The sequence below is a fragment of the Rosistilla ulvae genome (assembly GCF_007741475.1).
In the GTDB taxonomy this organism is placed as follows: domain Bacteria; phylum Planctomycetota; class Planctomycetia; order Pirellulales; family Pirellulaceae; genus Rosistilla; species Rosistilla ulvae.
This window is the reverse complement of sequence record NZ_CP036261.1, coordinates 2706474-2727677: the sequence shown is the minus strand read 5'-3', so window position 1 is coordinate 2727677 and position 21204 is coordinate 2706474. Positions and strand designations below refer to the sequence as shown.

The 21204-nt window shown below is 57.8% G+C and carries 17 protein-coding genes; 6 read left to right on the top strand and 11 right to left on the bottom strand.

The features are described 5' to 3' along the window. The first annotated feature begins 172 nt into the window (after positions 1-172). Positions 173-1867, top strand: a complete 1695-nt coding sequence (locus tag EC9_RS09775) for a hypothetical protein (RefSeq protein WP_145344491.1) — start codon at positions 173-175, stop codon at positions 1865-1867. A 112-nt stretch (positions 1868-1979) separates the two neighbouring features. Here the strand turns inward: EC9_RS09775 and EC9_RS09770 are convergent, their stop codons facing one another. The 7 genes from EC9_RS09770 to EC9_RS09740 all read right to left on the bottom strand — a co-directional run bounded on the left by EC9_RS09770 (position 1980) and on the right by EC9_RS09740 (position 13071). Beyond that, positions 1980-3002, bottom strand: coding sequence for a succinylglutamate desuccinylase/aspartoacylase family protein (locus tag EC9_RS09770; RefSeq protein ID WP_246106045.1), 1023 nt, complete (start codon positions 3000-3002; stop codon positions 1980-1982). A gap of 9 nt (positions 3003-3011) precedes the next feature. After that, positions 3012-3488 (bottom strand): tRNA adenosine(34) deaminase TadA, encoded by a 477-nt coding sequence (gene tadA, locus EC9_RS09765; protein WP_145344489.1) that lies wholly within the window; start codon positions 3486-3488, stop codon positions 3012-3014. A gap of 2 nt (positions 3489-3490) precedes the next feature. Then, on the bottom strand, positions 3491-4201 hold the full coding sequence (locus tag EC9_RS09760) for a 3-keto-disaccharide hydrolase (RefSeq protein ID WP_145344487.1): 711 nt from the start codon (positions 4199-4201) through the stop codon (positions 3491-3493). Between the two features lie 47 nt (positions 4202-4248). Next, positions 4249-5172 (bottom strand): D-hexose-6-phosphate mutarotase, encoded by a 924-nt coding sequence (locus tag EC9_RS09755; protein WP_218934705.1) that lies wholly within the window; start codon positions 5170-5172, stop codon positions 4249-4251. Positions 5173-5194: 22 nt separating this feature from the next. Continuing rightward, a complete protein-coding gene (locus EC9_RS09750; RefSeq protein ID WP_145344483.1) occupies positions 5195-6511 on the bottom strand; it encodes an MFS transporter in 1317 nt (438 codons plus the stop codon). Between the two features lie 168 nt (positions 6512-6679). After that, complete coding sequence (locus EC9_RS09745; protein ID WP_145344481.1) at positions 6680-11494, bottom strand: tetratricopeptide repeat protein; 4815 nt, start codon at positions 11492-11494, stop codon at positions 6680-6682. A gap of 44 nt (positions 11495-11538) precedes the next feature. Continuing rightward, complete coding sequence (locus tag EC9_RS09740) at positions 11539-13071, bottom strand: sulfatase (protein ID WP_145344479.1); 1533 nt, start codon at positions 13069-13071, stop codon at positions 11539-11541. A 510-nt stretch (positions 13072-13581) separates the two neighbouring features. Here EC9_RS09740 and EC9_RS09735 point away from each other — a divergent pair. After that, positions 13582-13878, top strand: coding sequence for a hypothetical protein (locus EC9_RS09735; RefSeq protein WP_145344477.1), 297 nt, complete (start codon positions 13582-13584; stop codon positions 13876-13878). 830 nt (positions 13879-14708) lie between these two features. Continuing rightward, positions 14709-15122 (top strand): GxxExxY protein, encoded by a 414-nt coding sequence (locus EC9_RS09730; RefSeq protein WP_145344475.1) that lies wholly within the window; start codon positions 14709-14711, stop codon positions 15120-15122. A 114-nt stretch (positions 15123-15236) separates the two neighbouring features. Here the strand turns inward: EC9_RS09730 and EC9_RS09725 are convergent, their stop codons facing one another. Beyond that, positions 15237-15734 (bottom strand): hypothetical protein, encoded by a 498-nt coding sequence (locus EC9_RS09725; RefSeq protein ID WP_145344473.1) that lies wholly within the window; start codon positions 15732-15734, stop codon positions 15237-15239. A 359-nt stretch (positions 15735-16093) separates the two neighbouring features. Here EC9_RS09725 and EC9_RS27145 point away from each other — a divergent pair, with 359 nt between their 5' ends. The 3 genes from EC9_RS27145 (at position 16094) to EC9_RS09710 (ending at position 19221) form a co-directional block, all read left to right on the top strand. After that, positions 16094-16939, top strand: coding sequence for a hypothetical protein (locus EC9_RS27145; protein WP_145344471.1), 846 nt, complete (start codon positions 16094-16096; stop codon positions 16937-16939). A 160-nt stretch (positions 16940-17099) separates the two neighbouring features. Beyond that, a complete protein-coding gene (locus tag EC9_RS09715; protein ID WP_218934704.1) occupies positions 17100-17852 on the top strand; it encodes a hypothetical protein in 753 nt (250 codons plus the stop codon). A gap of 241 nt (positions 17853-18093) precedes the next feature. Continuing rightward, positions 18094-19221 carry a patatin-like phospholipase family protein gene (locus EC9_RS09710; RefSeq protein WP_145344467.1) on the top strand — a complete coding sequence of 376 codons (1128 nt, stop codon included), beginning with the start codon at positions 18094-18096 and terminating at the stop codon, positions 19219-19221. A 60-nt stretch (positions 19222-19281) separates the two neighbouring features. Here EC9_RS09710 and EC9_RS09705 read toward each other — a convergent pair whose 3' ends face one another. From EC9_RS09705 to EC9_RS09695, 3 genes are all read right to left on the bottom strand, one after another. Further along, on the bottom strand, positions 19282-19869 hold the full coding sequence (locus tag EC9_RS09705; protein WP_145344465.1) for a cytochrome c oxidase subunit 3: 588 nt from the start codon (positions 19867-19869) through the stop codon (positions 19282-19284). A gap of 35 nt (positions 19870-19904) precedes the next feature. Further along, complete coding sequence (clpP, locus tag EC9_RS09700; RefSeq protein ID WP_145344463.1) at positions 19905-20498, bottom strand: ATP-dependent Clp endopeptidase proteolytic subunit ClpP; 594 nt, start codon at positions 20496-20498, stop codon at positions 19905-19907. A 68-nt stretch (positions 20499-20566) separates the two neighbouring features. Next, positions 20567-21187: a ClpP family protease gene (locus EC9_RS09695; RefSeq protein WP_145344461.1), complete on the bottom strand. Its 621-nt coding sequence runs from the start codon at positions 21185-21187 to the stop codon at positions 20567-20569. Between the last annotated feature and the right edge of the window lie 17 nt (positions 21188-21204).

Below are 21204 nucleotides of genomic sequence, written 5' to 3'. Positions count from 1 at the left end.
CATTGGCAGGTCGTCGCGGTCTTACCTTTTTTACCAATACCAGCGCTAGTAACGGATATTTGTTTTATCGCAACCACCCCTTTGGACGATGCAGTGAACACAGCTAAAAGACGGGTCGGCTGAAAATCCGCCGTCGGCAATGGACTTAGGCAGGAATAGCAGGGGTGACATTATGGTTCGGGCGGGCCTTTTCGGTTTCATCGTGGTATTGGCAACGGCGTCGGGACTCCAGGCGCAGATTGCCGCTACCGGTCCAGGACCGTCTCCGATCGCATACGTGCTGTCGGAGCAGGTCACCTGCACATGTGGTCAGGTCAACGAAAATTATGTCGGCGGCCCACGGGGCTGCAGCGGTTGTGGCCAACCGTTGCCCGAACCGCCAACCGGCGATGGTCCCGATGTTGCAAGCGTCTCCTACCAGCAAACGCCTGGATACGCCGCCCCGTCGTATCATGAGCAACCGATGCATCGCGGCAATGCCGGCAACTGCTGTCCCCAGCATTCGCCCAGCCGATGCGAATCGCTGCTCAATGCATTCAGCAATCTCTCCTGCCTCAACTCTTGCGGCCCGGTCCCTGCCTTGAACATTCGTCAAGCTCCTGTGATGATCGGCGGCGGTTTTGGTGGTTCGGGAAGAATGAACCTGCAAGGAACGCAAACCGTCCGTGGCACACCGATGGTAGCGACAGGAAACGGTGTGATTCCAGTCGATCAAGCCGACAGCTCGCTGCTGTTTGACGTCGCGGGCAACGTCGCCAATCCCGATTTCGTCTCGGTAGGACGTGGAACATTGGGTGGGGATGGCCGCTATACGTTCGAAGTCGAAGAGAGCATCGGCGGGACAAACCTGGGCCTGCCGGCGAACACCGTCTTCCTGAATGCCACGGCAACCGATCAGAATGGCGGCATGATCGTCAACGGTGAACTTTGGGACATCGCCGTCAATGGCCAACAGACGTTCAATATCGTCATCCCCGATGCAGCCAATGCCGGTGCGGCCGTTGTCGGGCGGTCGAAGATCGCAACGAACAACAGTCCGTTGCCCCGGACTCGCGTCTTCTTTAATTACGACTACATGGATAGCGTTCCATTGAACAATTCCGGCGTCGCGGTCAGCCGATTTACTCCCGGATTCGAATACGCGATGGGGACCAACCAGCGTGCCTCGTTCGAATTCCGAGTCCCCTACGCATCGACACTCTCTTCCGACATACGCGCCTTTGGACAGACCGCATCGGGAAATATCGAAGTCGGCGATCTGTTCTTGGCGTACAAACAGATCCTGCTTCAATCGACCGACTGGGTTGTTTCGGGAGGCGTGTCGGTAACGCTGCCGTCGACAAACGACCTGACGATCAAATTGGCCGACGGTTCAACCGCAGTGGTGGTTGAAAACCAAGCGGTTCACTTGATGCCCTATCTCGCCAGTATCGCCAATCTGACCGAGCGGTTGTTCTACCAAGGTTTCATTCAGGTCGATATCGATACCACCGGGAACCACGTAGTCACCAACGGTGGCCTTGAGAGCCGGCTGCGCGACACGACGCGGTTGTATACCGATGGCGGATTCGGGTACTTTTTGCGCCGCCGCGGCGAGAAGAAGGATGCGATCTTCGACGCGATTATCCCAACGATCGAAATGCACTATGAACGGCAACTGCAGCGCAGCAGCTCGTTGACCGATGGCGTGTTCGTATTGGGAACTCCCAACGCCGACTACCAATCGAACCTGAACATGGTCTTCGGCAGCACGTTTGAAGTCTGTCCCAACGAAGCGATTTCGATCGGCTACACCGTGCCGATCGGCGACAGTTCCGACAAGATGTTCGACGGCCAGTTGCGGGCCATTTGGAACCGCTACTTCTAATCTGACGATGCACCACTAAACTGCTCTCCCAGTGCGCCACGTCGGGGGCTGGGAGAGCAGGACATATGGGAACACGTCTTTTTTAACAGCGGCAAGCGGCAACTGCTGCTTCTTAAGTCGCCTCGCGTTGCGTCCCGCCTCTCAGCTGATGCAGCGTCTCGGGATCGAAGCCCTCGGGCAACATTCCCAGATGGCAGACCGGTTCGCCGGGGCTGCCCGCGGGCAGCGTTGTCATCCCGATCACGACGGCGTCGAACGGAGCTTCCAGGATGCAGCGTTCGCGGCCCAGCAGGTTGGTGTTAGTCGCCACGGGCTGACCTTTGACGATGACCTCTCCCGGCTGAACGTGAAACTGCAAAAAGCCACCCTTCTCGGCTCGCACCCATTTCGAAGTCTCGACGATCACTTGGTAGGGAGCCTGTTCGGGCGGACCGCCCAACATTTCCAGATCGCGCAAAACGTTGCGAACACCACGCGCCGCGTTGGCGACGACATCGGGTTCGACTTTCCAGATCTCGCCCCCTTCCATAATGATCGTCGGACAACCGACCTGGCACGCTTCGCGGCGCAAGGCGCCGCCGGGTCCCTGGCCATTGAGCACGATCTCCGATCCAAACGCGGTGGCGATCCGCCGCACGGCCGGGTTGGATAGATCGCCGCGGACGTTCGGATAATTGGTGCGGCGGATCGCGGCGGTGTGCAGGTCGATGCCAAAGTCGGCGCGGCCAACGATCTGATCGAACAGTGTCCGCGCCATTCGGCTGGCCATGTTGCCGCTAGCCGATCCGGGAAACGAGCGGTTCAGATCGCGGCGATCGGGGGTGTAGCGGGTGTGCCGGTCGAAAGCCAGCAGGTTCAGCACCGGCACCAGGATCAACGACCCGCGCGTCAGTTCCAATTCCTCTTGGATCAGTTCGCGGATCGCACCGGTGCCGTTGAGTTCATCGCCATGGATCGCGGCGGTGACAAAAACCACGGGGCCTTCCGCTTTGGCGCGGCGAACATGGATCGGCACCTGGATCATGCTACTGCTGTAGCTCTCGCTGATCGTCAGATGCACGTCGGCATCTTCCCCCAGACCGATGACCTGATCACCCCAACGACCGATGTCCAGCTTTTGTAACTCGTTGCTCAAGTTCGTTTCCTACTTCTTCCCCATCGCCCGTTTCGCGGCAAAAAAATCGGTCAACGCTCCCGAACAACGCGAGCTAAGCACGCCGGAGGTGACCGCACATTGGTGATTCAATCGATCGTCGGAAAGCAGTTCATACAGACTGCGGACCGCGCCGGCCTTGGGATCGTCGGCACCGTAGACCACCCGTGGCACGCGAGCTTGCAAGATCGCACCGGCACACATTGGACACGGTTCCAGCGTCACGTACAGCGTGCAACCCTCCAGTCGCCAATCGCCGATCGCTTCGGCGGCTTGAGTGATCGCGATCATCTCCGCATGCGCCGTCGGATCGTGCAGTTGTTCGCGTTGGTTGTGCGCAGCGGCGATCACTTGCCGCTTTTCGTTCAGGATCACCGCGCCGACCGGCACTTCGTCGGCGGTTGCGGCGGCATAAGCAAGCTCCAAGGCTCGCCCCATCCAATGCTCATCAAATTCGGGGTCGTTCATTCCTACTTGCTCTTCGAATCGGTCGGCTGTGGTTTGTTGGAGGGTTTTACTTCGCCTGAGTTCAGCCGTCGATATTGAATCTTTCGGTAAGCGACTTTGCATTGATAGGTCGCGATCCCCACCGGCGTCGACGGATCCATCTCCCCCCGAATCCCAAACTCAACACCCTGCCGCGTCTGATCGACCCACTGCTTGTCGTCGACCCAAGCTGTGATCCGATCGGGGGCGACTCGAACGCGGACACGGTACCAACGATTGTTGTCAAAATCCCCCTCGCGCGTCGTGGGGTTGTTCGAAGCGTCGGCGCCGTTGATGTTCGAGAGTCCGATCACGGCTCCCGACCAACCGCCCAGGATCAAGCTGCAGTGCGATTCGGCGACGGGAAAAGTCAGGCCGACAAAAAAGTCAAAGCCTTCCAAACGCGAAGCTTCAAACTGGATCTCGTAGCCATCTTTGGGAAACTCTTTGACCAATCGGATCCCAGTCAGCGGATCGCCCATCTCGAGGACCGCCTGGTTTTCGGAGAACTCGACCTCTCCATCGCCTCCAAAATTGCAGGGCTCCCAAACCGTATCACGCTGCAATTTCAGATCGATCCAATCGCTGTTGGGCGATTCGTCGGCAACCGTCAGCGCGGCCGATAGGCTGAAGATACAAGCGAACAGAGCGAGTCGTGGCAGCGAAGCGACCGAGCGGAGAGGGGAATATCGCATCGAAGGAAGTCCGTGAAGTGTTTCAAGGGGCAATCGAAAATGGGGACCTACAATATAGCTTCCGCAGGATCGGCGGGGCCAGTTGCCGGTTCACAGCGGCACGATTGCGTGATCGTATGGACTTCGCCCGGTTGGATCGTGCGGACGTCGTCGGCCGCGTTGGTCGTTTCGACACAGACCATCGTCCGGTAGCCGTCGTTGGGAAAATCAGCCATCGCCGCCGATTTATCGATCCACGGATTCCAAACCACCGTCGACAGGCTGCCCGATTTTTGGATCTCGATCCGTCGCTCGGCTCCGTCGTGGATCGTGACCGCGTCGGGCGTTTCGAGATAGATTCGGTCGACCTCGCGATCGATCGTCAGTTCGCCCGCCTGCGGTTTGACCTGCATCGCATCGAGCTTGTCGATGTAGCTTCGGCCCTCGAGTCCCGCGACTCGCACCGCATCGATATCTTGAACGTGGAAATAGGTGTGCAGCGCCGCCTCGGCATCCAGCGGTTCCTCGCCGGTGTTCAGACAGCTCAATTGCATCGTCAGATCGCGACCAACGATCACTCGCATCGTCAGTTCAAACGGGTGCGGCCACAACTGCCGCGTCGCCTCGCTGTCGGTCAAACGCAACGCGATCTCCAAGCTGGGATCGGCGTGTGTCTTCGTCTCGATAACTTCCCACTGCGACGTGCGGGCAAAGCCGTGCTGAGGCAATTCGGGTTGTGGCTGTCCAAACCAAGGCCAGCAGATCGGCACGCCTCCGCGGATCGGACGATCGGTCCGAAAGTTGGATTCGTCGCTCATCCACAACATCTCGCCCCAACCATGTCGATGGAACGAAGTGACATGTGCGCCGTGCAGATAGATCTCGGCGGTTGCGTCTTCGGCCAACAGGATCGCTTTGGGGAGATCGCCGTTGCCCAAGGTGAAGGCGATTTTTTTATCGATACCAAACTGCAGGTTTAAGTCGTCAATCATCGGTCTTGCAATCGAAAGGAAGTCACGAGGCGGCGGGTGCCAAAACATCGGGTCGCGCCGGAGGACGGACCCACAACGCCAACAGCACCAGCGGAATGAGAATACATAAAAAGGCGATGATCGCGGGCTCGAAGTGCCCCGAGTGATCCTTGGCCCAGCCCAACAGAAACGGTCCGGCGCCGCTGCCGGCGACCGACGCGCTCCAAGACGTCCCGCGAATCTTTCCCAGATGAGCACGCCCGTAATAACGTACCCAGACCGTCGCGTTGACCGCTACGGTGATTCCTTGCCCGGCACCAAACAACAGCCCGAAGAGATGCAATTGAGGCGATGTTTGGGCGAAGAACAACGTCAGCGTCCCCAAGCTCAACAGTCCCACTCCGGCGAACAACAAATGGTGTAACGCAAACCGATCAGCCAAGAAGCCGCCGCTGAATTGCATCGCCAACATGCTCAACGCAAACGTTTTGAAGACCGCGGCGGTGGCGTCTTTATCGATCCCGCGAGCTTCGCCGATCGCAAACAGATAAAAGACGAGGCCGGTGCCGATCATCGCCCACGCGGACATGATCGTCATCAGGATCCAAAACGTCGGCTGCCGCATCGCATCGCGCAGCGACAGCGAACGCTCTTCGATCGCGACGGTCCGCTGGGATCCGGTGGCGCGAGAGCCCTCGGCGTGAGGAAGCGGTTCGTCGGGGCGGTTGCCATCCAAATGTTGGCCTACGTCCTCGGGGCGATTGCGATAGACAATCGCCAGCAGCGGCAACATGATCCCCGCCACGACCAGCCCCAAGCCGCGATAGGTCTCTCGCCAGCCATAGCTCTCGATGCTGGCCAACAACCAGCCTGGAATGACGGCGAAGGCGCCCGCCATGCCGATACTCATGATCGCCGAAACGCGGCCCAGCTTGGTGCGGAACCACATCGACGTGGTGTTGCTGCTGAGCAAGGACAAGGAACCTTGGCCCAGAAACCGGAGGGCCAAGAAGGCGAGCAGCAGGGTCACAAAGGAATTGACAAACGAAGCGAAGAAGCAAGCCCCGGCCAACAGCAACACGATCCCGGTGATCGTCGCTCGGTTGCCGATCCTGTCGGCGATCGGGCCGACCAACATCAACGGAAACGCAGCCAGCAAGGTGCCGATCATATAGGCGGAGGTGAGCGAAATTTCGCTCAATTGCAACGAGTCGCGGATCGCTGGAATAAATGCAGAAATCGCAAAGGTTTGTCCCGGCGCGGTGCAGATCTGAGCCAATGAGGCGACAGGAACCATCAAGTAGCCGTAGAAAAATCCCTGCGGGACGCGAAGCGCTGGCGTGTGAATGGACGTTGTCAAAGCGAGCAACTCGTTTGGTTGAATGTCGCAAACCCCTTCCGCAATGACCGGCGAAGCACGGCCCAACAAGCTAAGGTCGGAATCCGACACCACTTCGCAATCCAAAGGCACTGCGGACGCCGCTGGTTTCTGACAGCAAATCCGCCTGCCTCGACACGCCCGGCGCGGTCATGGCTGCGGCTGCTCGGTTAAGCTCTCCTTAACCTGTTTCCACTTGGCGACCTGCTCCGCATTATTGGTTTGCGTATAAGAATCGAGCAAGCGGTCGACCGTTTCGATTTGCACTTGGTTCAACAGAATGCCGGCCCTAGGCAATTCGCTAGCGGCCAATCCCTCGTAGGCCTGCTGCAGCGCTGCTTGCGCTTCGACATGCTGTCCGTCGGCGGCCTGCAATCCACCGATCACGCTCAGGCTGCGATAGCGCAACCAGTTCTCCGGCGCGACGACCTCAAACATCTCCAGCCCCTCGCGAGCGTGCCTCCCCGCGGCGAGAAATTGGCCGTCGTGGGCTTCGGCATCGGCCAACATCACCAACACGCCGGCGAATCCTTCTCGCGTCGTATCGTTGGGCGTCGTCGCCAAGCTCTTCCGCATCACGTCGACCGAAAGCGAATACAGCTCCGTCGCCATCGCGTACTCTTTTAACTGATACTTCAAATTCGCTAGCTCCATCCGCGGCATCAAAGTATCGACATGTCGAAGCCCTTTGGCCTCGACGATCCGGTTCAAAATATCCTCGTAGAGCGCAGCGGCCTCGGCCCGATTGCCGCGTCCCATTTCAATTTTTGCCGCGTTGTTCAGCGACAACATCGTGTGCGGATGCGCTCGCCCCAACGACTTGCTGCGCCCCGCGACGACCTTGGCGTAAATCTCGATCGCGTCGTCGAATTGCCCTGCCAAGCTGCAGGTGTAGGCGACCTGATGCATTGCCAACAGCGTCCGCTCGTGTTCTTCCCCCAGCGACGTCCGGCGTCCGTCGGCAACCTTCCGGTAAAAGGTGATCGCATCATCCAATCGGTTCATCTTCCGATAGGTCTCGGCGATCGCATAGTTCGCATCGATCGCGACCACATCGCCGACGTCCAGCGATTCGATCCGCCGCTGCATGTCAGCGATCGATTCCTCGGCTCCCTGTTCCAGTTCGGCAGTCGCTTGGACCTGAGCCATGTTCCCCAGCGACATCAGCGTGTGACCGTGAGCTGCGCCCAGCACCTCGGATCGTCGGTCGACGACGCGGCGATACATCGCGATCGATTCCTCGCGCTGCGCGGCGGCGTCCATGCAATAGGCCAATTGGTGCATCAACAGCAGCGTGTCATCGTCCGCCTCGCCGTAGGTCTCGATCATCCCCTCGACGCCGGCCTGGAAATGGGGCACGGCGGCGGCGTAGTCCTTTGTTTTCATCAACGCGTGGGCGAGCCCTGTGTGCAATTCCATTCGGTTAACGATCGGTTCGCCGCGAGCTTCCGCCGCCTTGACCAATAGCTTCATCGACTCGATCGTCCCCTTATGATCGGCGAGCGCAAACTGCTCCATCGATAGGTTGTACAGCGACTGCAACGTATGATCGCTCTCCAGACCATAGACCTCGGTTCGGCGGCGAACGACTTCGGAATACAGCTTCGCCGACTCCTTGTGCTGCCCGAACTCGCTGTATTCAAAAGCCAAATCGTGCAGCGTCAACAAGCGATCGACGTGATTGGCGCCCAACACTTCCGACTGCCGGACGACCAAGCGTTCATAGACGTCGATCGCTTGCTGGCTGCGTTTCAGCATGCTCATCAAGCCCGCCAGATAATAAGCCACCCCAAACTCGGAACGCTCCAGCGGATCGCGGCCCGTCAACCATTGCGTCACCTGCTGGATCGACACATCGGCTCGATCGATTTCCCCACGCTCGATCCAATTCTCCGCCATCCGTAGCCTCAACTGATTTGCGAGCACCGAATCGGCACCAAAATCGTCGTCCAGCTGCTGCAACAGTTCGTCCAATTCATCGGTCCGGTCGCTGTAGACCAAGACATCGATCAGGTTTTCCGTCGGGTAGACGATGACTTGTGTCTTCCCAAGCCCAAGATTGGTATATCCCGTGCGAACCGCCATCAGTAATTCGCGGGCCTCGTCGTACCTTTCCGCCGCCCCATAGATCGCCGCCAACAACGTCTTTGAGTCGAGCACCACTTTCGCTTCCGCTTGCATCGGAGTCTTCGCAAGCGCGATCACTTCCTCCAACAACGACTGTGCCGACGCGTGATCGCCGAGTTCCCAATGGACTTCCGCCAGTAGAAGGCGAGTCTGCAAAGCCGACGGACTCACCGGCCCCAGGCTGTCGTTGGCCGCTTGCAGCACCGTTTCAAAGACCGGTAGCGACTCCTCATATCGCCCCAACGCATTTAGCGCCGTCCCCACATTGAACTGCGACATGATCGATTCTCGGTGAGCGGGCCCCAGCTTTTCAATCGACGCGCGAGCGAGTTCACGCAGCGTTGCCAGACCCTGCACCGGGTCTCCGTGATCCGAATCGATCAACGCCAGATCGTTCCGCACGATGGCAACATACGGATGCGATTCGCCCTGCGTTTTCACCAACTCTTCCATAAAAGTCGTGTAGACGTTGGAGGCTTCATCGTGGCGGCCGAGCGAATACAACTGCTGAGCCCGCGACAGCAGCGCGTCGTAGGTTGTGAAGTGCAGCGGCCCCAAGGCGGCAGCCGCCCGAGTGTGCACGTCGTTCGATAGCTGCAATGCATCGGCGAAGCGTCCCGCATCCGCCAACAATCCGACTTTTGTGATCAAACAGTCCAGCGTCTCGGCGGCATCGGGGCCAATTGATTTCGTGTACCCCACGATCGACTGTTCGTTCAATTGATGGGCTTTGTCAAACTCACCCAACAAACTGTACAACCCCGCCAAGCTGTCCTGCGTCTCGAAAACATCCGGATGCTCGTCCCCTAATTCGCTCAGCTGCGCTTGCAGAGTCGACGTCAGCAGGGTGTGGGCCTTGGCATATTTCCCGCTCGATCCAGCCACTCGGCCCAACGCCGCTTCGGTCCTTAATGTCTCGACATCTCGGGGCCCCAAGAATTCTTTCCGCAGACGCAGCGCTTCGGCCAACGCCGCCTCGCTTTCACTCCACTGAGCAAGATAGCCCGAAGCGATGCCAATCGTGTGCAACAGCTTGGCTTTGACCAGCGGTTGATCGGCGAACCGATCCTGCATGCTCTCGAGTGCTTGTTCGAAGAGCGTGCGGACTTGCAGCTGCGGCTCGGGGTTTCTGGCTGGCGATGCTTGCGCCAACAAGTCGTCGTTTAAAAACTCAGTCACCGCCGTTGCGATCGCTGCCTTTTCAGTCGCTTCCGCTTCGGCGATCCGCAGCTCTTCGTTCGATTTTTGTAACTCCTGGCCGCGTTGATCGAGCTGGTGGTTTTTGGTGCTCAGCGAATCAGCCAGCTCGGCCAGTTGAATGTTCTTCTTGCCGAGCACTACCGAAAACGAACTCAATCCCAACACGGAAACCAGCACGATCGCGGCGCTGGCTGCGGCCAAGGTCTGGTGCCGCTTGACCCAGCGGCGCAGTCGTTGCAGGCTCGATTCGCGGTACGCCGTGACCGGTTCGTCGGCCATCCAACGCTCCAGTTCGTCGGCCAGTTCCAGCGGATTGGCGTAGCGATTTTCGGGATCTTTGGCCATCGCGCGAATGCAGATCGCCGCCAGTGGTTTCGGAATCGCAGGATCGATTTGACGCGGCGCGGTGAATTCACCGTTGCGAACCTTTTCTAACAACTGAGTGATCGTTAGCGGATTGCCGTCGGCGTCGCGCGATTGAAACGGTGGTTTGCCGACCAACAAACAGTACAGCGAAGCCCCCAACGAATAGACATCGCTTGCGGGACCAATCGCATCGATCTCCCCGCTGGCCTGTTCGGGACTCATGTAGCCCGGCGTGCCGATCACGCTCCCAAATCGTGTTGGCGCCGAATCGCTTCCCGACGCGGGAGCCAGATGCGGTTCATCGACCGCCCCGGCTTCGACATCGTCTAATCCAGCGACTTTCGCCAAGCCCCAATCGACGACCAACGTCTCACCATATTTCCCCAGCATGATGTTGTCGGGTTTGATGTCGCGGTGCAACACGCCGCGAGAATGAGCGTACGCGATCGCTTGGCAGACATCCAAAACGCGACTCAACAGCTTCCGCAGTTCCAACGTCCGCTCGGGATCGCGCCACGCCGGCGCTCCCGATTTGGGGAACCGCTGGTGAAACGACGCGATCGCCGCTTCCATGCTCTGCCCGCGAATAAATCGCATCGCATAATAGGGTTGGCCATCCTCGTACACGCCCAAACCATAAACCGGGACCACGCCGGGATGTTCCAGCCCGCCGGTGATCTCGGCTTCGAGAATGAATCGCTGCCGAGCCCCTTGGTCACCGGAGAACCTCGCCTGGATCTGTTTCAATGCAACCTGCCGGTTCAGCTCTTCGTCGCGGGCGACATATACTTGTCCGAGGCCTCCCTTGGCATGATCGCGCAGCTTTTGATATCGGGTTCGGTGGCTCGCTGCCGCAGCCGCGTCGGTTGGCGAATCATCCGATGTCGTGGGGTGAAAATTCGTCGCCCACGGGTCGATCGATTCGGCAGCGATATCGGAAACCGAGTTCAGTGAATCGGTGACATCGGCATCTTCGATCGGTCGCAGCGACTGGTAGAGTGTCGACAGCGAGGGTTCCGACGGCGGGCAGATCGTTCCCAGTGCGGCTTCGGTCGAACCTTGATGCAACTCGATCTGTTTGTCGACAAGCGAGGTCAGCAGTTGCTTGGTCTGCGCGTCGATGCGATTCTCCGCATGCAGCAAATCTTCCAGCGACTGCGACTTGTCTTCCGTCCAGCGGCCGATCGCCGCGGCGACGTCACCGACATCGATCAGCCGCAATTGCACCGCCATGGCACCAACCAACAAGTTTCTATGACTTGTCGCGGACATCGTTTACTCCCGTGGGGATACTAGGGCGTCGCAAAATCATTTTGCTAGGTTCCCGATTTTTCATCTGTACTGACTGGTTTAGGTTTGCCCGGCGTTTTCTTAGCCCCTTTTCCGTTTGAATTCGATCCCGACTTCCCCTTCGCTTTCCATTGACGCTTCGCTTCGGGTTGTTGTGCCAACAGATCCAGCATCCGCGCGACGACCTCCGGATTTTCCGACGCGACGTTTTTCGTTTCCAGTGGATCGGTTTGGTAGTCGTACAGCTCCAGCTCCGCCGTCGCGTCTTTTCCGCCGGGCGACTTCCACTGGACCAACCGATAGCGTGGATCGCGGATCGCCCGCCCCAAGCGGCTGCCGCGGGGATAGACATGGGTCACGTGATCGCGAGTCGCTGCATCGGGCTTCTCGATCAGATTTGCAAAGCTGATTCCATCGAGGCCTTTCGGTTGAGGCAGCCCAGCCAGTTCAGCGACCGTGGGATAGATGTCGACAGTTTCAACGAGCGCGTTGCTGACGAGTCCCGGTTGCGATTTCGGTGCGGCAACGATCAATGGGATCCGCGCCGCCTGTTCGTAGTTTGTGTGTTTGCACCACATCCCGTGATCGCCCAGATGCCAACCGTGGTCGCCCCACAGCACGACGATCGTGTTGTCGAGCAGCCCGAGTTGTTTGGCTTTGTCGATCACGCGACCGATCTGCGCGTCGGCGTAACTGGTGGCGGCGTAGTAGCCGTGGATCAGATGCCGCGTCGTCTGTGGATCGATCTCCTTTTTGTCGTGCATGTCGCTGTAGCTTCGCAGTTCGCCACCTTTGACTGCAGCGTAACTCGGCGCACCTGTCGGTGGCACGACCACCTCGGGCATCGGCAACGCATCGGGTTGGTAGAGGTCCCAGTATTTCTGTGGAGCGACGAAGGGTAGGTGGGGCTTCAGAAAACCGACCGCGATAAAAAACGGTTGGTCTTCCCGTTTGCTGGCGGCTGTTAAACGAGCGATCGCTTCGCGGGCGATCTTGCCATCGGCATAGGTCTCATCCGAAACATCGGCCGCTTCGGTCGCCGGTCCGCGATTCCTACCCTTCGAATCGGGGCGGTGGTTTTGCAAACTCTCGGGCTGGACATATTGAGCCGCCTTGGGACGCCACAACGGCACGCTCCAGGAAGCCTTGTCGTTGATGTTGCCATGGCCTGTGTGGTAGATCTTGCCAAGTCCCTCCGCCCGATAACCATGCTGTTTGAAGTATTGGCTGAACGTGACGGCATCGGGAACTGCGAGCCGGAAGTGAGTTCCCAAATCGTAGACGCCGATCGTCTGCGGTCGCAGTCCCGTCATCAACGAATTGCGGCTGGGCGAACAAACAGCTTGGTTGCAATAGGCCGCGTCAAAGCGAACGCCTCGCGATGCCAAGGCGTCGATGTTGGGAGTGACTGCGACGGGATCGCCAAAACATCCAATCGTCGGCTTCAGATCGTCGACACAGATCAACAACACGTTGGGCCGGTCACCGCCAGCCGCGATCGCCGCCGACAGCAAACAGGTTCCGATCGCCAAAGCGAATGAAGTTTGAATGCGAACCATAGAAGGGCAACTCCGTCGAAGATGAGGGACCGGCGCCAGCGGGACCAACGTCGGGCGATCGCCGCGTCGCCCGAGACTTGCGCCCATGATAGTTGTTCTGGCGGTAAGCTTCCAAGTTGCCCAGGGGAATTCCCGTACGCCCTCCGTGGGGAGGCCAATCCAGAGTACAAAACGCCATTGCCCGGGCTGATCTCTAGTTCTTCGTGGACTTTTGCCCCGTTTTGCTGTACATTAGTTAACAATGTCGCATGGGCTCTTTGCTTTGGAGTTCCTTTCTTCTTAGGTTGCTTTCAGCCGACGCACAGTTTTGAGCGTCGCAGAAGGAACTAACTGGAAGCCGGGTGTTTTTCGGTATTCCTCTCATGCGTTTTCGACAACGCCAGATGCTGCCTTTGTTGGTACGCGCTGGAATTGTCCGTCCAGTGCTTCAGTTAGGTTGCGAGTTGCACGAGCATGGAAAGGCTCGTGGATGTCCGACCGGGGTGCGTGCATGCCTGGAGGAAGGCCGCGATGAGCGAGAAGAAGCCGACGCCTTGGAGAGTTCAAGAATCGGGGAAGGTCTGTCCCATCTGTGGCAAACGGACCTATTCCAATGGAGGAATTCATCCGCAGTGCGCGGTCTTGCAGGCCGATTCGGCACGCACCGAAAAGCTTCGAGCCGAACGGAAACGCAAGGCGAACGAAGCCAGCAGCGGCCCTAAATCGAAACCGCAATCGACAACTTGGACACAGAAAAAATGTCCCAAATGTGGGAAGGAGTCGCACGTCCGACGGAAGACGTGCGATTGTGGGCACGCATTTGGTTAAAAAGGCAACGTCTTCATCCGTACCGTCCTACGGGGAGCCTTCCCAAATCTCAACCAGCGACGATTCTGGCAGAACATTGTTCCAGTCTATTAAACCACTGATCTTCGCTGATCCACGCTAACAAAACTGAACGCAGCCAAGATCATTATCTGGCTGTTTCCTCGCACACCGACTGATTGAACCTGATCGGTGACGATTAGAGCTGAGCAGTGTTCCTGTTTATTAAAACACTGATCTTTCGCTAATCCACGCTAACGAAACGGAAAGCAGCCAAACTCATTGTCTGGCCGTCTCTCGGCACACCGACTCCTTGCTCCTGATCAGTGACGATTAGTGCAGATCAGTGTTCCTGTTTCTTAAACCACTGATCTTCGCTAATCCACGCTAACAAAACGGAAAACGACAAGTCTCGTCACACGTCGACTGCTTGCTCTAGATCAGTGACGATTAGTGCAGATCAGTGTCCCTGTTTCTCAAACCACTGATCTTCGCTGATCCACGCTAACGAAACTGAAAGCAACAAGCCTCGTCGAACGTCGACTGCTTGCTCCTGATCAGTGACGATTAGAGCGGACCAGTGTTCCCGTTTCTCAAACCACTCGGCTTCGCAGAACTATCAGAAGCCCCCCTGCCTAGTGGATCGTGTCCAAGGAATTCCCTAGTTGATCATTGCTCTAAATTCGTGGAAGGGCAGGTGCCACAACAAACTTGCATCACGGGGCCAGTTTTCGCTTTGACGTGGCGAAAAAAACAGCGAAGATTAGGGTGTGTTCCTGTTCCGCATTCGAAAGCCACGATTCCGCAGTATCGCCCAACGGGAGTGAGAACCAATGTTGAAGCAAGAAGGCTACGATCTGATGGGAGCGGCGTTCGAGGTTTACAATGTTCTCGGTTATGGCTTGGCTGAGGAGATTTATCAACAAAGTTTGGAGATCGAACTGGGGCTCCGAAAGATTCCGTTTCTCCGTAAAACCGTCGTCGATGTGTTCTTCAAAGGGCGAGTACTGAACACAAAGTATCAACCGGATCTGTTGGTCTTTGGCGAGATCGTCACGGAATTAAAAACTGTCAAAACCATCCTCCCCGAGCACCAGGCCCAACTGTTCAACTACATGCGCATCTGCAATAAACAAGTCGGCTATCTGATCAACTTCGGGGCCGCAAACGATTTGGAATGGAAACGATACATCGTCTCGGATTTGCATGCCGCGAATGCCGTCCCTGATTCGAACTGCTCAAGCTAATGCTCAAGCCCACGTGTTGCCAACAACATCATCGGTTTACCGTCGTTTGGCTTCGCCAAAGCCGAACGACAATAAACCGATGCAACAAACTGACCTCTTCCGATCGCATGTTGATCACGAGGTCCGGCGGCGCGGCAATCGCGAGACCTTGGCGATCGGCGGCGGGTCGGGCAGATCGGCCAACCACTGACGAACCTTCGCATCGATCCGCTCGATCGACACCGAGGCACCTTGCCAACGATGTGTCTTCGCTTGCAATGCAGTTTCTACTTCGCCGATGTTCTGTTTCCAGCGGTCCAACAACTGTTGGGTCTCGGCGGGATCGAGTCGATGTTTAGTCAACTGCAGTCGCCCGCCCGATGTCGCTTGTTCAAGTCGCAGGATCTGCCCTCCAGCGACCGCGTATCGCGTGCCATCGCAAAAAATACGACGTAGTTGGAACAAAGGATCAAACTGGAAAACCGGGTCAGCCGCGAAGAACCAACTGGCCGATCCATCGTCGCGGAACCCAACGACAACCTCAAAATCATCCGCCAGCACGATCACGCCACGGACCGGCAACCCGGTCGCTTCGGCTAACAGGTCTTCGCGGTCTTGAGGCTCCCGAGCCATGGTGGTCTCCGAATTGTTGAGTGATTGACGATCGCTCGCCGTCTGTTCGAGCCTCCCTATTGTGCATCCCACCGTCCAACCTGGCGATAAGGCATGAGAGTATGTCATCGCGTCAACGGATCCGCTGACAACACGATTGCCCCCGCCCAGGGCTCTACCTTGGGACATATGGACGTTGCGAGGCAAACAGGGTCGATTTTGCCGATTATTCCGTTTTTGCGGATTTAATCAAGTTTTCCGATTCCAGGCGACGATAACGAGGGCTGAGTCAAGAGACGTTGGTATTCAAAGCACAATCGAAACGTGCCCCTGTGATACCGATACGAGATAGCCTTCACACTAAAATAGGAATCGAAACGATGCGATTCTTGATCGCTAGCATGATGCTAGCTTCATTGATTGTCATGTCGACCGGCTGTATTTGCGGTCCCGGTGGATATGGGCCGTGCGGCGCAGGACCCGGCTTTTACGGCGGCGACACCGTTGGCTGCGACAGCTGTGGTCCCGGCGGCTGCGAGCCCAGTTGCGGGTTTGACGGCGGATATGCCGAACCGGCCTGCGGATTTGACGGCGGTTGCGGATGTGGTGGCGGCTGTGGCGCAGGAGCCTGCAACACCTGCTGCATCAATCCCTGTGCGGCCGTTTGCGGTCTGTTCCGTTCAATCGGATCGTGTCTGTTCGGTTGCAACACCGGTTGCGGATCACTGTACATAGACGAATGGGCCAGCAGTCCTCCCGACTGCTGCGATCCTTGCAACAGCTGTGGTCAATACACCGGTGGCGGTGGTGGCTGCGGATGCGGCGGTGGCAGCTGTGGAGCCGTCGCTCCCGCCTGCGGACGCGGCTTTGCGTCGATCTGGGGCTTCAAATACATGGGTGGCGGTTGCGGCGGTGGTTGCGACAGCGGCTGCGGATGTAGCGCCGGATCGTGCGGAAGTTATTCGTCGAGCGGAGGATGCGGATGCCAAGGCAACAGCATCGACGTCGGCTACTCCCACGGTGGCTACTCTCATGGCGAGATCATCCACGAACAGGGCCCAAGTTTGCAGCCGCAAATCCTGGAACACCAAAGCGTTCCGCATGCTGTCGAACCACCAGCGGAAGCTTTGCCGAAGCCCAAGGTCTCCCAGACCAGAGCTCGCGGCACCAATGCTCGGTTGGTGCGTCGCACTCAACCGTCCAATGCAAGTTACATTCGACGCTAGAACTCATAGAATTGACGGCGATCCAACGACGTGCCGCTTAGCACGTCAACGGATCCCGGTATCAAACTTTGTGTGAAGGCAAAGATCGCCCGGTCACTGGCCATCGGAAACGATTGCCAGGACCGGGTTTTTTGTTTTGATGCAAGAAAGCAATAATTTCATGGCTGTGCATCCAGCAATCCAACCGACGTTGTGTGTGATTGGTTTTCCGGTCGCAGGCAATGCGATGCAATTTGCCACGGAACGGGCATTGACCGAAGCCGGGTTGGATTGGAAGTTTGTCTCGTTCAACGTTTCCCCGGATGACTTCGACGAAGCGGTTCGCGGTGCCAAAGCCTTAGGGTTGGCGGGACTCGCATTTGCAGCCCCTTTTGAAACGCAGTTGGCCAACCACGTCGATCGGATCGATCCCGATCAACCACCGAACCCTTGGATCGACTTTTTGCAACCGAATCAAGGCCGCTGGGTCGGCAGCAATCAACTCGGACGCGCTGTCGTTGAACTCGTTTGCCAAGCAGTCCCCGAGCCGACCGAGGTCGTGATTCTGGGAGACGGCCCCCAAGCCCGTGGAATCGCGTCGCACTTTGCCACCAAGTCGCTCGCATGCCAGATGGTCGACCATTTACCTCTCGAACATCTTGACTCCGGCGCAGCGGTGATTCACGCCGACGCCAGCGACGGAGCCCCGTTTCCGCTGAACGGCTTGGAAACCGCAGGCTGCCAATCCGCCGGCTGTTGCGTGGAACTGTCGCTCGACACCGCGCCCCAACTTCCGCTTGGCCCGCAATCGATCGCGATTTCCGCAGTCGACGTCTTGGTCCGACGATTCGCCAACGGCTTCTGTGACTGGACTGGATTACCAGCCCAACCGTCGACACTTCGAGAAGCGATCGAAGAGTACTTTGAACTGTAATCTCTGCGGGACAATCGTGTCAGCGACGCCAAACGCTGCGACGCGCCAACGGATCATGCGCCCTGCGACCGCCCGAAAGCAAAACCCTCCGCAGACGATCTGCTATCGATCGTGCGATTGATATGGACCTGTCGACCGAGCACGCTTTACGATCCCGGACAGGAAAAGGACTCGAATCCAGCGGATGGATTGGGGCCTCAATCAACCCTTGTCTCACGCCAGCAAGAATCGCCATAGCCTCATGAAGATCGCTCTCGCATTTTCAGGCGGCGGAGTCCGCGCGACGGTATTTCACCTGGGCGTGCTCGCTCGCTTGGCCCGCCAAGATCTGCTGGGAAACGTAACAACCATCGCCAGTGTGTCGGGAGGCAGTCTGGCTGCCGGGCTCGTCTTCGCAGCCGCCGGTAACCGTTGGCCCAGCAGTGAGCAATACCTGCATGAAGTCGTACCGCGCTGCCTTTCGTTGCTGACGAAGCGAAACCTGCAGCGGACGTTTGTCCTTCAATCGCTCACGATGCCGTGGCGGTTGGCATCGGGCCGCGCGTCGGTTCTAGGTAACGTACTTGAAAGCGAATGGGGCATCCAAGGGATGCTCGCCGACCTTCCGATCAGCCCGCGTTGGATCATCAACGCAACGTGCTATCAAACGGGAAAGAACTGGCGGTTCCAACGCGATTTGATGGGCGACTACCAAACCAAATATGTCCCCGATCCCGAATTTCGGCTATCGCACGCTCTGGCAGCGTCGGCCGCCGTTCCCGGATTAATCGGTCCCCTGCTGGTCCGATCAAAGAACTACCAGTGGGCCGAATACCGCGACGACGACTGGCAAACGATCCCGCCGAAATACAAACACGTCCATCTCTGGGACGGCGGTGTGTACGATAACCTGGGAGTCGAATCGCTGTTCAAACCGGGAGAAGGGCTGCGAGACGGCACCGACTATTTGATCGTCTGCGACGCCTCGAGGCCGTTGTCGGTCGAGACGCGGCAATCGGGTTGGCGTCCCGGCTTTTTAAAAGCCTCGTTGCGACTGGTCGATGTGGCAACCGATCAAGTTCGCAGCCTGCGGGCGCGGATGTTGATGGAGCACTTTAAAACCAACCCCGGCTCCGGCGCCTACCTGCGATTGGGACTCGCCACCCGAAAAGTCTACTCACGCAGCCCCGTCCCGGGAAAAGCGGCGCTCACCGACGGTGAAGTCCAACGCGCGACGCAGATCGAAACGACGCTTCGCCGACTCACCGACAGCGAGTTCAGCCTGCTGTTTCGCCATGGCTTCGAAGTTGCCGACGCGATGCTGACGACGTACGGAAAAGAAACAATCCGCAGCCAGCCCAGCAATCGCGTGCTGTTCCGAGCCGCATGAGCCTTGCGACGAATGACCGGCACCGATAGCAGGATCGCCTTCAACCGACGCGCGGTCGATCTAGCTGGCGAATCCGCCGCTGGTGTACCAGAACGCGAACAGCATCGCGATCCAAACCACGTCCAAGAAATGCCAATAGAGTGCGGTAAAGGAGATCCCCCAATGCCGCTCGTGATCGTATTGGCCGCGGGCCAACCGAGCCGTCACGATCACCAGGGCCGCGACGCCACCGATCACGTGCAGGGCGTGCAACAAGGCGAGCACCAGCATCATGCCAGCCAAGCCCGCTTCGAGCCCCGCGGTGGCATAGCCGCCAGCGACGTGCCACATCGCCACGCCTTGGATGACAAGAAAAGCGACTGCGCCGATCAAAGAAGCGATCAACAGCACCAGCGCTTCGCGACAACGTTCGCGCCGTACACTGAAAACGCCCCAGTGCAGCAGGCCGCTAACGAAAACCAAACACAACGTGCTCCAGGCGAAAGAGAGCGGCAGCTTCTCGGCTTGGATGAACGCCGTCTCCCGCCAACTGGCGTACAAGGCAAACGACACAATTCCCGTCAGGAAAAAGACCAGCAGGGAAGCCAAAAAAAGCAGGCCACCTTGCTGGGCGCGTTTGTCTGCGGGCAATGCTGTCGTAGCAGCCATGGTAGTCACGGGTTAAGTGTTCGCCCTGAGCTAGATTAAGTCTTGTCGTTGACCGATGCGACGACCTTGTCGATCAAGCCGTATTCGACCCCTTCATCGGCCGACATAAAGCGGTCGCGATCGGTGTCTTTTTCGATCTCTTCCATCGACTTGCCGCAGTGATGGATCAAGATCTCGTTCAGCTTGCGTTTGATACGGCGGAATTCTTCGGCGTGAATCCGGATCTCTTCCGCGGTGCCCTGCATGCCGGCTAGCGGTTGGTGAATCATGATCCGTGCGTTGGGCAGCGCGAAACGCTTCCCCTTGGCACCGGCGGTCAACAGCACAGCACCCATCGAAGCGGCTTGGCCGATGCAATAGGTTGCCACGTCGCAGGAGACGAACTGCATCGTGTCGTAGATCGCCAAGCCAGCGCTGACGCTGCCGCCGGGCGAATTAATGTACAGATGGATGTCCGCCTTGGGATCGTCCGACTGCAGGAACAACATCTGCGCGACCAACGAATTGGCGACATCGTCGTTCACTTGCGAGCCGAGGAAGATGATCCTGTCTTTCAGCAAGCGACTGTAGATATCGTACACTCGCTCTTCGCGACCGCTCTTTTCGACGACGTAAGGGATCAATGGCATCGTTGGCAACCTGTGGAATCGGGGATAAATGCGTGTTGAATGGAAGTAGACTCAGCAGACCGCGACGGCTAGCCCTTGGCAGCTTCGTCTTCGGCACCCATCGGCGGCTTGGTCAAAATGTCGTCGACGATTCCGTATTCCTTGGCGGCTTGAGCGGTCAAAAAGAAATCGCGGTCGGTATCTTGAGCGATCTTTTCCACCGTCTGCCCGGTGTGTTCAGCCAGGATTCCGTTGAGCACGTCGCGATAACGCAAGATCTCGTTGGCATGGATCTCGATGTCGCTGATCTGGCCACCCACGCCACCGGCGGGTTGGTGCATCATCACGCGTGAATGAGGCAAAGCGTAACGCTTTCCCTTGGTTCCACCGACCAACAATACCGCGCCGCCGCTGGCCGCTTGGCCGACGCAATAGGTCGCGATCGGGCACGAAAGCATTTGCATCGTGTCGTAGATCGCTAGCGTTGCGATCACGTCGCCGCCTGGCGAATTGATGTAAAAATGCACATCTTTGCGGCGGTTTTCGCTTTGCAGATAAAGCAGTTTCATAACCACTTCATTTGCGTTACCCGTATGGATCTCGCCTTGCAAAAAGACGATTCGGTTTTCCAGTAACAAATCCCCAAGCGTCAGCTGACGTTGACGTTGCACGCTTTGGTAGGAATGGGAATTCCAGATCTCTTGATTCATGGGGCGCCTTCGCAAGT

What these genes read in the sequence shown, in the direction of transcription:
- EC9_RS09775 (WP_145344491.1), top strand. Translation starts at nt 173, where the DNA reads ATGGTTCGGGCGGGCCTTTTCGGTTTCATCGTGGTATTGGCAACGGCG.
- tadA (WP_145344489.1), bottom strand. Translation starts at nt 3,488, where the DNA reads ATGAACGACCCCGAATTTGATGAGCATTGGATGGGGCGAGCCTTGGAG.
- EC9_RS09760 (WP_145344487.1), bottom strand. Translation starts at nt 4,201, where the DNA reads ATGCGATATTCCCCTCTCCGCTCGGTCGCTTCGCTGCCACGACTCGCT.
- EC9_RS09755 (WP_218934705.1), bottom strand. Translation starts at nt 5,172, where the DNA reads ATGATTGACGACTTAAACCTGCAGTTTGGTATCGATAAAAAAATCGCC.
- EC9_RS09745 (WP_145344481.1), bottom strand. Translation starts at nt 11,494, where the DNA reads ATGTCCGCGACAAGTCATAGAAACTTGTTGGTTGGTGCCATGGCGGTG.
- EC9_RS09740 (WP_145344479.1), bottom strand. Translation starts at nt 13,071, where the DNA reads ATGGTTCGCATTCAAACTTCATTCGCTTTGGCGATCGGAACCTGTTTG.
- EC9_RS09735 (WP_145344477.1), top strand. Translation starts at nt 13,582, where the DNA reads ATGAGCGAGAAGAAGCCGACGCCTTGGAGAGTTCAAGAATCGGGGAAG.
- EC9_RS09730 (WP_145344475.1), top strand. Translation starts at nt 14,709, where the DNA reads ATGTTGAAGCAAGAAGGCTACGATCTGATGGGAGCGGCGTTCGAGGTT.
- EC9_RS09725 (WP_145344473.1), bottom strand. Translation starts at nt 15,734, where the DNA reads ATGGCTCGGGAGCCTCAAGACCGCGAAGACCTGTTAGCCGAAGCGACC.
- EC9_RS27145 (WP_145344471.1), top strand. Translation starts at nt 16,094, where the DNA reads ATGCGATTCTTGATCGCTAGCATGATGCTAGCTTCATTGATTGTCATG.
- EC9_RS09715 (WP_218934704.1), top strand. Translation starts at nt 17,100, where the DNA reads ATGGCTGTGCATCCAGCAATCCAACCGACGTTGTGTGTGATTGGTTTT.
- EC9_RS09710 (WP_145344467.1), top strand. Translation starts at nt 18,094, where the DNA reads ATGAAGATCGCTCTCGCATTTTCAGGCGGCGGAGTCCGCGCGACGGTA.
- EC9_RS09705 (WP_145344465.1), bottom strand. Translation starts at nt 19,869, where the DNA reads ATGGCTGCTACGACAGCATTGCCCGCAGACAAACGCGCCCAGCAAGGT.
- clpP (WP_145344463.1), bottom strand. Translation starts at nt 20,498, where the DNA reads ATGCCATTGATCCCTTACGTCGTCGAAAAGAGCGGTCGCGAAGAGCGA.
- EC9_RS09695 (WP_145344461.1), bottom strand. Translation starts at nt 21,187, where the DNA reads ATGAATCAAGAGATCTGGAATTCCCATTCCTACCAAAGCGTGCAACGT.